8 protein-coding genes are annotated in these 11,516 nt (G+C 68.3%); 7 read left to right on the top strand and 1 reads right to left on the bottom strand.

Annotated features, from left to right (window positions below):
- Window positions 1-45 precede the first annotated feature (45 nt).
- From cydB to VV02_RS25310, 3 genes are read left to right on the top strand one after another with little or no spacing between them, the layout of a single operon-like run.
- Window positions 46-1,080: a cytochrome d ubiquinol oxidase subunit II gene (cydB, locus tag VV02_RS25300; RefSeq protein ID WP_052596189.1), complete on the top strand. Its 1,035-nt coding sequence runs from the start codon at window positions 46-48 to the stop codon at window positions 1,078-1,080.
- Window positions 1,080-4,388 carry a thiol reductant ABC exporter subunit CydC gene (gene cydC / locus VV02_RS25305; RefSeq protein ID WP_052596191.1) on the top strand — a complete coding sequence of 1,103 codons (3,309 nt, stop codon included), beginning with the start codon at window positions 1,080-1,082 and terminating at the stop codon, window positions 4,386-4,388. Before cydB ends, cydC begins: the two co-directional genes overlap by 1 nt.
- Window positions 4,385-4,771 carry a BlaI/MecI/CopY family transcriptional regulator gene (locus VV02_RS25310; RefSeq protein ID WP_052596192.1) on the top strand — a complete coding sequence of 129 codons (387 nt, stop codon included), beginning with the start codon at window positions 4,385-4,387 and terminating at the stop codon, window positions 4,769-4,771. Before cydC ends, VV02_RS25310 begins: the two co-directional genes overlap by 4 nt.
- Here VV02_RS25310 and VV02_RS25315 read toward each other — a convergent pair.
- Window positions 4,743-6,167: an MFS transporter gene (locus tag VV02_RS25315; RefSeq protein ID WP_052596194.1), complete on the bottom strand. Its 1,425-nt coding sequence runs from the start codon at window positions 6,165-6,167 to the stop codon at window positions 4,743-4,745. The genes VV02_RS25310 and VV02_RS25315 overlap by 29 nt on opposite strands.
- A 58-nt stretch (window positions 6,168-6,225) precedes the next feature.
- Here VV02_RS25315 and VV02_RS25320 point away from each other — a divergent pair, with 58 nt between their 5' ends.
- From VV02_RS25320 to VV02_RS25335, 4 genes are all read left to right on the top strand, one after another.
- Window positions 6,226-6,702 carry a winged helix-turn-helix transcriptional regulator gene (locus VV02_RS25320; protein WP_052596196.1) on the top strand — a complete coding sequence of 159 codons (477 nt, stop codon included), beginning with the start codon at window positions 6,226-6,228 and terminating at the stop codon, window positions 6,700-6,702.
- Window positions 6,703-6,784: 82 nt separating this feature from the next.
- Window positions 6,785-7,783 carry a hypothetical protein gene (locus tag VV02_RS25325; RefSeq protein WP_052596198.1) on the top strand — a complete coding sequence of 333 codons (999 nt, stop codon included), beginning with the start codon at window positions 6,785-6,787 and terminating at the stop codon, window positions 7,781-7,783.
- A 677-nt stretch (window positions 7,784-8,460) separates the two neighbouring features.
- Entirely contained in the window at window positions 8,461-8,976 is a 516-nt protein-coding gene (locus VV02_RS25330; RefSeq protein WP_052596200.1) for a TetR/AcrR family transcriptional regulator, read from the top strand.
- A gap of 139 nt (window positions 8,977-9,115) precedes the next feature.
- The gene (locus VV02_RS25335; protein WP_052596202.1) at window positions 9,116-11,431 is read left to right on the top strand and encodes an MMPL family transporter; all 2,316 of its coding nucleotides are present in this window, start codon (window positions 9,116-9,118) and stop codon (window positions 11,429-11,431) included.
- Window positions 11,432-11,516: the final 85 nt, after the last annotated feature.

Genomic DNA, 11,516 nt, shown 5'->3' on the forward strand with positions numbered 1-11,516 from the left:
TCGCAGGCTCCGGCGCGTCGGGCATCGTCACAGGAAGGGTCGACCATGGAGCTGACGACCGTCTGGTTCATCCTGATCACGGTGCTGTGGACGGGTTACTTCTGCCTCGAGGGGTTCGACTTCGGCGTCGGGATGCTGTTCCCGATCCTGGGCCGCACGGAGGACCGCAGGCGAGTGCTGCTCAACACGATCGGTCCGGTCTGGGACGGCAACGAGGTCTGGCTGATCACTGCTGCAGGCGCAACGTTCGCCGCCTTCCCGCATTGGTACGCAACGCTTTTCAGCGGTTTCTACCTGCCGCTGCTGCTGATCCTCGTCGCGCTGATCGTCCGGGCACTCGGCTTCGAGTACCGCCACAAGCGGAACGACCCGACCTGGCGACGCGGGTGGGACGCGATGATCGTGTTCGGCTCAGTGACGCCGGCGTTCGTGTGGGGGGTCGCGTTCGTCAACATGGTGCACGGTCTGCCCATCAATGCCGACATGGAGTTCACCGGATCGGTCATCAGCCTCCTCAACCCGCTGGCTCTCCTCGGTGGACTCACCACCGTGACGCTCTTCCTGCTCCACGGCTCCCTGTTCATCGCCCTCAAGACGGACGGTGAGATTCGTTCTGATGCAAGAGCTCTCGCGGGGAAGGTGGGCTTCGCCGCGGCCGGGCTCACGGGCGTACTCCTGCTCCTTCTGGGCACCGACCGCGGTGACTCGGCGAGCTGGATCACGGCGGCTGTCGCCGTCGGAGCACTGGCCGGTGCGCTCGCGATGAACGGGCGCGGCCATGAGGGCTGGGCGTTCATCGGCACCTTCCTCGCGATCGCCCTGCTGGTGATCACCTGGTTCCTGATGCTGTTCCCGGACGTCATGCCGTCTTCGACCAACGCCGCCTGGTCCCTCACCGCGGAGAACGCCGCCAGCAGCCACAAGACACTCACGATCATGACCTGGGTGGGCGCACTGTTCACACCGATTGTCGTTCTGTACCAAGGGTTTACGTACTGGACGTTCCGCAAGCGCATCGCCACTCATCACATCCCGCCAGCTCATGACGAGCGGGACTACGCACCGACAGCGGCGTCCTGATGCAGCCCTTCGACAGCAGGTTGATCAGGCAGGTCCCGGCCGTACGCCGACCGCTCGTCCTCCTGGGCGTACTCGGCGTCGTGGGCGGCGTCCTCGCCGTTGCGCAGGCGTTCGCGGTCGCGCAGCTGGTCGTCGCCGTCGTCCGGAGCGAAGACCTCGGGACGCCGTGCGCCTGGGTTGCCGGCGTACTCGCAGCGCGTGGAATCATCACGGGCACAGCAGAACTCGCGGCCGGCTGGACGGGCAGTCGAGTCGCCGGCGTCGTACGCCGACACCGCCTCGACCGCTGGCTGTCATCGACGGTCGAGCACCGCCCAGCTCCCGCCGAGATGGTCGCCCTGAGCACCGACGGCGCCGCCAGCATCGAGCCGTACGTCGCCCGCTACCTCCCGACCCTCGTCACCGCGTCCGTCGTGCCGGCCCTCGCAGTCGTGGCGCTCCTGGTCACCGATGTGTGGAGCGCGCTGATCGTGATCCTCACACTGCCGCTGCTGCCCGTCTTCGCGGCGCTGATCGGCAAGCACACCGAGCGGGCCACCGCCGGCCGGTGGTCCGAGCTGGTGTCGCTCGGTGGCCACTTCCTCGACGTCGTTCGCGGGCTCCCGACGCTGGTCGGCTACCAGCGAGCGACCGTGCAGGCGAGCACGGTCCGACAGATCAGTGACCGCCACCGCCGTGCCACCGTACGGACCCTGCGCACGGCCTTCCTGTCCTCGGCCGCACTGGAGCTGCTGGCCACGATCTCGGTCGCGATGGTTGCCGTCGGCGTCGGACTGCGGCTGGCGGGCGGGCACCTCGGGCTGGCCACCGCGCTCACCGCGATCCTGCTCGCACCCGAGGCCTACTGGCCGATTCGACGCGTGGGCCAGGAGTTCCACGCCGCCGCGGACGGCGCCCGCGCCCTGGACGACCTCCTCGACGATCGGGTGGTCATGACGCGCCCTGGAGGGCACGAGATGCCCACCCGATCGTCAAGGTCGATCGGTCAGCCCGACGCCGTCGCACGCGCTCACCAGCTCACCTACCGATACCCCGGAGCCGAGACCGACGTCGTACGCCGCCTCGACCTCACGCTGTCGCGCGGGCTGACCGCGGTGACGGGTCCGTCCGGGTGCGGCAAGACGACGCTCCTGGAGCTGCTGGCCGGCCTCCGCGAACCGACCGACGGCCGCATCGCCGCCCCGCGGGCCCACCTCGTCACACAGCGCCCCTTCATCGCGCCCGCCACCCTCGACACCAATCTCGCTCTCTCTGCGGGCCCCCAGGTCGCGCGCCCCCTCCACGAACGCCTGGCCGACGTACCCGCCAGCACGGTCCTCGGCGACGACGGGTTCGGGCTGTCTGCCGGCCAGCGCGCACTGCTCGCCATCGAACGAGCACGTCGCAGTGACGCGACCATGCTGCTGCTCGACGAACCGACCGCGCACCTCGACGCGGAGGCGGCCGCCGACGTACGGGAGCTGCTGACGGACCTGGCTCGCGACCGCATCGTCATAGTCGTCACGCATGACCCCGAGCTCGCTGCCGCAGCCGACCATCAGGTCGCGCTGGCCGAGACCGGCGGACGACGTGAGGAGGCGTGCGCTCCACCGCACCAATCCTCACGTCGAGCCGACTCACCGCCGCAGCCCCACCGCGATCAACCTGACAACAGGTCCACGACGGTCGACCGAACGCCACGGCGATCGTCAAGGACGCTGGTGGCGGGGCTGGTCGGTGGGCTCGCGGCCTCATCCGGAGTCGCCCTCACCGCGACCAGCGGCTGGCTCGTCGTCCGGGCGAGTGAGCGACCCGTCGTCCTCACTCTCCTGACCGCGATCGTGGCGGTCCGCGCGTTCGGGATCGGCCGCCCGGTGCTGCGGTACGCCGAACGCGTGCTCTCCCACGACGTCGCCCTCGCCGAGCTCACCGAGCGACGGGTCGACGCCTACCGCCGCCTCATCCCCCTGACACCTGCCCGGCTCGGGCGCCGTCGCCGCAGCGATCTGCTGACCGGCTTCGTCCGCGACCTGGACGACATCGTCGACGCCACCGTCCGCGTCCACATCCCGCTCATCGCCACCGTGATGGCGAGCGTCGTCGCCATCGGCGTGACCCTCGCCATCGTGCCGGCATCCGCACTCGTCGTCGTCGGCCTCGTTGCCGCGGTCGCTGTGATCGCCGTCATCGACTGGCTGTGCGAACGCCGAACCCAGGCCACCTCCCTGCAGGCGAGGTCCGACGTCGCACGCGCCGCGCACCTCGCATCATCGAACGCCCTTGAGCTGCAAGCCATCTCGGCGTCCGACTACGCGATCACTCAGCTTGATGAGGCACAGGTGCGGGCCGAGAGCGGCGCCCTCAGACAAGCAGGCGGACGGGCGATCGGGCAGGCCGGTACGTCTGTGCTGGTCGGCCTGTCGACCATCACCATGGCAGCAGTGGTCGCCACTGCGGACATCACTGCTCCCGCCGCTGCCCTGCTGCTGCTTGTGCCACTCGCCCTGGGCGAGGTGCTCAGCGGGCTCCCCGACGCGATGGGCGCGCTCGCACGATCGCGGGCCGCCGAGCGTCGGGTGAGGGCGCTCCTCTCCCAGGAGCCGGCCGTGGCCGAGCCCCTGACTTCCGTGACCGGGATGCACCACCCAGCAACCGGCGTACCCCGCCTCCGCCTCACGGACGTGAGCGCCACCTGGGACGGCCGGCAGGCGGCGCTCCCCGCGACCACCCTGACCATTGAGCCGGGAGAGCACCTGGCCGTGACCGGTCCGAACGGCAGCGGCAAGTCGACGCTGCTGGCCGTGCTCGCACGCCACCTCGACCCTGTCTCAGGTCGCTACGCGCTCGATGACCGGGACGTGCGTACGCGCCCGCTCGATGACGTACGCCGACGAATCGCCTTCGTCGAGGACGAACCCCACGTGTTCGCCGGGACCGTCCGCGCCAACCTGCTGCTCGCACGACCGGGCGCCGATGACCGAGCCGTGACGCACGCGCTGGTCGACGCCGGACTCGGTCGATGGCTCGCCGGCCTGCCCGAAGGACTTGGTACGACGCTGGGCTCGGCCGGACGAGGCGTGTCCGGTGGCGAGCGGGCTCGGTTGGGTATCGCGCGGGCGCTGCTGTCCGAGCGACCGGTCGTCCTGCTCGACGAACCCGTGGCACACCTGGACCACCCGACGGCCGCGGCAGTGCTGGAGGATCTCCATGTGGCGACCGCATCGCGAACGGTCGTACTGGTCACCCACCAGCAGATGGCGGAAGATCGATGTGACACTGTGCTCCGGTGGGGCGCATCCCATCAGGTGCCGGCGAGGAGCATGCCATGAGCAGAGGAAGCGGGAGTCCAGGACTGGGCGATCTCGAGTCTGCCGTCATGCAGGTGCTCTGGACGTCCGAGAGCCCGCTGTCGGTGCGCGAGGTGCACGCCGCGCTGACCGGCCGCGACCTGGCTTACACGACCGTGATGACCGTGCTCGACCGGCTGGCCAAGAAGGGCCTCGCCGACCGCGAGCGCGACGGGCGGGCCTGGCGATACACCGCGCGGGCCTCTCGCGAAGAGCTCACCGCCCAGGTGCTGCGGACGACGCTCGGTGGCCTCGATCCCGCTGACCGGACCGCGGCGCTGCTGCACTTCCTGGGCGAGTCGAGCTCCCATGAGCGTGACGAGCTGCGCGAGGCCCTCAACAAGCTGGAGCAGCAGGACCGCTAGCCGGGCGACGGACCATCACCAGGCTCACGAGCATGGCGACGACCGACGCTGCCGCACTGACCCACAGCACGCGGGCGAAGGCCTCGTGCGGCGTACCCGAATCGCTCGAGCTCGCCAGCAGAGCGACCACCAGACTCACCCCAAGCACCGTCCCGATCTGCCTGGCAACGTTGACGATTGCGCCACCAGTAGCCGACCACTCAGGCGGCAACGAGGCGGTCGCGACGCCGACGATCATCGGCAGCGTGAGCCCGACCCCGGCGCCCGCGAGCAGCCAACCTGGGAGGATCTGCGCGGCGTACGACGGCTGGTCGCCGATGCTGAGGGCGACCAGCGCAAGACCGCCCGCCCAGAGCAAGCACCCGAGAGCGGCGACCCTCGGCGCACGCAGCCGCGGAGCGAGACGTCCACCCAGCTGAGCAAAGATCGGAACGACGAACGGGCCTGGGGCGACTGCGAGTCCGGCCCTCAGTGCGTCGTACCCCCACGCCGTCTGCATGAACAGGATGGTCGGTAGCAGGCCCGCCGCGAAAGCCACGTTGAAGGTCACCATGGCCAGGTTGGCTCGACTGAACGACGGGATGCGCAGCAGCGCGGGGGCGACGATCGGGTCCTCAGCTCGGCGGGTGTGCCAGACAAGCACCGCCGACGCGAGGACGGCCGCGACAAAGGTGCCGACCACGGACGCGCTCCCCCAACCCCAGTCCGGACCCTGCACGATCGCGACCGCGAGCAGACCGACTGCAAGAGCCAGCAGCACGGCACCGAAGGCGTCCATCGGCTCGCTCTCCGACCGGCGGAATTCCTGAATCACGCTGCGTCCCAGCAGGATCAGCGCAATGCCGACAGGCAGGTTGATGACGAAGATCCACTGCCAGCTGAGCTGGACGAGCAGCCCGCCGAGGACCGGCCCTGCTGCGGCGGCGAGGGCGCTCGTGGTCGCCCACAGGCGGATGGCGCCGGCTCGCTTGTCGGCCGGGACGGAGACGATCAGCAGGCCGAGACTGGCCGGCGTCATGATCGCCGCGCCCACGGCCTGCAGGCAGCGGGCTCCGACCAGGAACCACAGCGCAGGGCTCACCGCGCAGGCCACCGACGCGACCGTGAACAGCCCGACGCCGACCAGGAAGCCGGTCTTGCGCCCGACCCGGTCAGCCCAGCGGCCGGCGGGGATCAGGAGCGCGGCGTACACGATGGCGTATGCATTGATGATCCAGCTGACGTCACCCAGGGAGGACCCGGCGAAGCTGCGGCCGATGTCATCGACGGCGACGTTGACGACGAACAGGTCGAGCGAGGCCATGAACGTCGAGCCGCAGAGCACGGGAAGCAGCAGCCGGGTGGACGTCGCTGACGACGCGGTGCGTGCCGACCGCATCTGACTGTGGATAGACATAGTCAGACCGTAGCGTCCCTGGCTAGCATCCGTCCAAGTCAGCATCTAAAGTGTGGCCATGGCAGCAGTGATGCACGGAGCCCTCGCCGACCTCGACCGCTGGGAGCCTGGCGACCGATGCTCGATCTCTCGCGCTTTGGATGTCGTCGGCACCCGGACTGCCATTCTCATCCTGCGCGAGTCCTACTACGGCACCACCCGATTCGACGGTTTCGCGCGGCGCGTCGGCATCAGTGACGCCGTCGCCTCCGCCCGCCTCAGGGCGCTGGTCGACGAGGGCCTGCTCGCGAAGCGGCCGTACCAGGAGCCGGGCCAGCGCACTCGCCACGAGTACACACTGACGCCCAAAGGCACGGCCCTGATGCCGGTCGTCTTCGGCCTGATGCAGTGGGGTGACACCTACCTCCAAGGCGACGGCGGCCCGATGCAGCTGCTCGCCGACGACACGGGCGAGCCGCTGACCGTCGCGGTCAGCACCGAGCAGGGCCGCCGCGTCCCGCTCGATGAGGTCCGCGTGACCCAGCGCCACCCCTGACGCGGCCCTCCCCACGACGGAGGGGTACGCCTCCCTCACCTGAGGGAACCGCCGCGCGTCCGCGGGCGGCACCGTGCATGACATGGCCACCGCATCGCCTGTTGCCACCTCGCCGCCACAGCAGCTGACCCAGCGACACTCCCAGCTGGTGCGCGCCCTGCTGACCTGGGCGGTGGCGTACGGCCTGACCCGCTTGGCCTTCGCGCTCGGCCACCACCCGACGTTCCGGCCGATCCCCGATGACGTCCTGCTCCCGGGCTGGCCGATGGTCGCACTGTGCGTCGCGGCCGGCGCTGTCGGCGTACGCCTGGGCCGACTTGAGCGGCACCACCGGCCGACGCTGGTGGTCGCCGGCGTCGTTGGCGCGGCTCTCGTCGCCGAGAGCATCCTGCTGCTGCTCGACCTGGTCAGCGTGCTGAGTCTCGGCACCTTCTTGCCGGTGTACGCCGTCAGCGCGACCAGCCGTCTCGGTTGCCTCGCCGGCGGCCTCCTTGTCCTGGGCCTCGCGCGGACCACGTCTCGGCTCGTGTCAGAGGGCTGCCCGTCGTGCGACCGCGAGGGGTCGGTCGATCACTGGAGCGCGCTGCGGAGCGGGCCGGTGCCTCGCCGGGCCTGGGTCGCCGCTCATCTCGCCGTCGCGGGCATGGTCGCCCGAGTCGTCGGCCAACTGGCCATCGGGCTGGACACCGGGCCTCAGGGCGAGAACGGCACCAACCCGCTGCTCTTCGAGGGTGGCTTCCTGCTCGCCGGGTCAGTTCTGCCACTCGCGATGGTCTACGGGTGGGGGCGGGTCTGGCCGCGTTGGGTGCTCCCGCTGCGTGGTCGTACGGTGCAGCGCTGGCTGGTGGCCGGACCCGGCTTGGTGCTGTCCGCCGGCATCACGATCTACTTCGGAATTTGCCTGGTACAGATGACGATTGAGCAGATCACGACCGGCCGACCGTACGGCGACACCACCATCCCAGACGCCTTCTTCTGGGTGGCGGTCCCGGCGTACCTCGTGTGGGGTGTGGCCATGGGGTTCGCTGCCGTCTCCTACTACCAGCGCACTCGCCCGCCGTGCCGCCACTGCCAGCGCTGACCCCGCACCTCCGTTGGTCGAGTAGCCGGAGCGCTAGCGAAGGCGTATCGAGACCAGGTGACCGTGAGGGCCGAGTCTCCCCACGCCGCAACAGGTTTCGGCTCGTACTCAACCAGTCCGAACTGTGCGGGATCTGAGTAAAGACCACTCGAGCGCCTCCTCAGGCGCTGAAGCCATCAAGCATCTGAGGAGGGGCCACTCGAACGCCTTCTCAGACCAGGCGACATCCGGGCAGTCCGCAGCCGAGCCGAGGGGTATGGGTGTCGTCGAGAAGTACAACATCGTTGTACAGATGCGCAACGCCGTTGTACTTCTTCACAGACCCATGCCACCCCTCGCTGGTCGAGTAGCCGGAGCGCTAGCGAAGGCGTATCGAGACCAGGTGCCTGCACATCTGAGTAGGCGGTCGAGTGGTCACTCCTCAGACACTCGCCGCCACCTCCGCTGGCTCAACCAGCGCTGGAAAGGTGCTGAAACCGTGGTGAAGCCGACTCGAATCCCGGGCATCGCATGCTCCACCCATGCGACTCACGTCACACGACCACCAATTGCACTTCATGCCCCAGAGTGCAATGATGCACTTTGTGAGCGAAAGTGCAGTTAGTGGGGACGCCGAGTCGGGCCGCGAGGCCCGGCGATACGCGAATGCACGCCGACTCACGCTCTGTGCGCAGTCATTGACCGACGAGCGCGGCCTGGACGGCTTCACGATGGACGAGCTGGCCGACGCGGCCGGTGTGTCCCGAAGGACGCTGTTCAACTACTTCCCGAGCAAGGACGACGCCGTCCTTGGGCCGTTCCCTCTGGTGGACAGCGAGTGCATACAGGAGTTCCGGGCCGGGGGACCCACCGGTGACCTGATCGATGATCTGGCCATCGTCATGGACCAGCTCCTGCGAGCCAAGGATGTCTCGCGCGAGCAGATCGTTCTCGGGCAACGTGTGCTCGAGAGCAATCCCAAGCTGATGGCGTTGGCACACAAGCGTTTTCATGCAGTCGCCGAAGAATTCATCGCGGAGATCGAAGTCCGCGAAGGCAAGGCATTCGATCCGATCCGAGCCAAGGTCGCCATCACCCTGCTGGCGGCGCTCTTCGCTCAGACGCTCGACGCCTACATCTCCGACGAGCGTGGACGAGCGCTCGCTGACCTCTATGCGATCGCCCTGCGCCACGCCAAGGAGCTCCTCGCCTAGGTCCGCCTGACCCAACCCGCGCAACGAGGCGCGTCGTTCATCCGACCCTGCCATCCGTACGGCCACACCCAGACCACCCGTCCCACGGGGATAGAGCAGTCCCATTTACCCGCCATCCCACCCTTACCAGGAGTCCACCATGGCAACCCTGTTGTACCGACTCGGCAAAACCGCCTACAGGCGGTGGCCGTTCTTCATCGCCGGATGGCTTCTTGTCATCGTCGGTGTCGGCACGATCGCCGGCACCATGTCCAAGCCGATGTCCGACGCCTTCTCCATCCCCGGCATTCCTTCTGAGAAGGCCGCGGACATGCAGAAGGAGCTGTTCCCCGGAGCCCAGACCGGCTTCGACGAGGCCTCGGCCAACATGGTCGTCGCCGCTCCCAAGGGTCACACCCTGAAGGAGGCGAAGTACTCGGGCGCGGTCGACGACCTCATCAAGCAGATGGGCGCCGTGCCACAGATGCCGAAGGCGCCGATGCTCAACCCGGTCACCGCCAACGGTCCCGGCTTCGAGCAGACCGTCAGCGCGATGGTCAAGCAGGGCATGTCGAAGCCGAACGCCGAGGCGGCCGTCCGAGGCACCTTGTCCAAGGACTCACGCGTCGGCACCCTGCAGTGGTCGTTCGACGTCAAGACGGTGACCGACGTCAAACCCGCAACCCAGGACAAGGTCCTGGACGTGATGGACCAGGCACGCAAGAGCGGCCTCACGGTCGAGGTCAACGGCTCCGGCATGCAGAAGTTCACCGAGCCGGGGGGCTCCAGTGAGCTGATCGGTATCGGCGTCGCGCTGATCGTGCTGTTCCTGACCTTCGGCGCGCTCGTCTCCGCGGGCCTGCCGATCATCACCGCGGTGTACGGCGTCGCACTCGGCACCATCGGCGTCACCGCCATGACAGCGTTCATGGACATCGGTTCCAGTACGCCGATCCTCGCCTCGATGATCGGCCTCGCCGTCGGCATCGACTACACGCTGTTCATCCTGGCCCGCTATCGCTCCGAGATGGAGAAGACCGAAGACCGACTGGAAGCAGTGGGTCGAGCGGTCGGAACCGCAGGATCTGCAGTCGTTTTCGCCGGTCTGACCGTGCTCATCGCGCTGTCCGCTCTGGCTGTCGTCGGCATCCCGTTCCTGACTGCCATGGGTCTCGCGGCCGCCGCCACGGTGCTCATCGCCGTGCTGGTCGCCCTGACTCTGCTGCCCGCCATCCTGGGTCTGCTGAAGTCCAAGGCGTTCGGTGGTCAGCTGCGCAAGTTCAACCCGAAGCGGGACGCGGACGGCAAGATCCTCAACAACGGTGTCCGTTGGGCCCGGCTCGTCGGCAAGCAGCCGGTGGTCGTGGGCCTGCTGGTCCTCATCGGTCTGGGTTCTCTCGCCATCCCGGTGAAGGATCTGCACCTGGCGCTGCCGACGGACTCGACCGCTGCTGCGTCCACCACTCAGCGCAAGGCGTCCGACCTCATGGCGGACAACTTCGGTGCGGGCCGCGAGGCTCCGTTCCTGGTGGTCGTCGACGGTCGCAAGGTGAGCGACGCGGCTGCCCGGCCGGCGGCGTACAACGAGGTCGTCACCTGGGCCAAGGGTCACGAGGGCGTCGTGGACGCTCGTGTGGTCGGAAAGAACCTGCAAGGCACCGGCGCCATGGTGTCGATCACGCCGAGCACCGGACCGGACGACACCAAGACCGAGGACCTGCTCGCGTCACTGCGTGACGACCAGAGCGCGATCGAGTCCAAGAGCGGCACGGCCGTCGGCGTCACGGGCATCAACGCGATCCAGACGGACGTGTCCGAACGCCTCACCAGTGCGCTGCCGGTCTACCTGGCCGTGGTGATCGGGCTAGCGTTCATCCTGCTGATGCTGGTGTTCCGCTCGATCCTGGTGCCGCTCACGGCGACGCTCGGGTTCCTGCTGTCCGTGCTCGCCACGCTCGGTGCGACGGTCGCGGTCTTCCAGAACGGCCTGTTCGGGCTGGTCGACGGGCAGCCGCTCGTCAGCTTCATGCCGATCTTCCTGATCGGGATCGTGTTCGGCCTCGCGATGGACTATCAGGTGTTCCTGGTGACCCGCATCCGTGAGGCGCACGTGCACGGTGCCACCACGAGAGAGGCTGTCGTGGACGGCTTTCGCAACAGCGCTCGTGTGGTCAGTGCCGCCGCCGTCATCATGATCTCGGTGTTCGCCGCGTTCATGCTGATGCCCGACGCACTGATCAAGTCGATCGGTTTCGCCCTCGCGGTCGCGGTCTTCTTCGACGCGTTCATCATCCGCATGGCCTTGATCCCCGCCCTGATGTACCTCATGGGTGAGAAGGCCTGGTGGCTGCCGAAGTGGCTCGACCGCATCCTGCCCAACGTCGATGTCGAGGGCGAGAGCCTGACCAAGCTGCAGGCTTCGCAGCCGAAGCACGTCAGCGACGACGTCGACGAGGACGAGCTCGTCCGGGTCTGACGTTCGGAGGATCAGACCCTCACGCAGAAGAAAGCCGTACGGCGGCCGCTCACCCGAGCGGCCGTCGTACGGCTTTCGTCGTGCT

The sequence above is a fragment of the Luteipulveratus mongoliensis genome, assembly GCF_001190945.1.
In the GTDB taxonomy this organism is placed as follows: domain Bacteria; phylum Actinomycetota; class Actinomycetes; order Actinomycetales; family Dermatophilaceae; genus Luteipulveratus; species Luteipulveratus mongoliensis.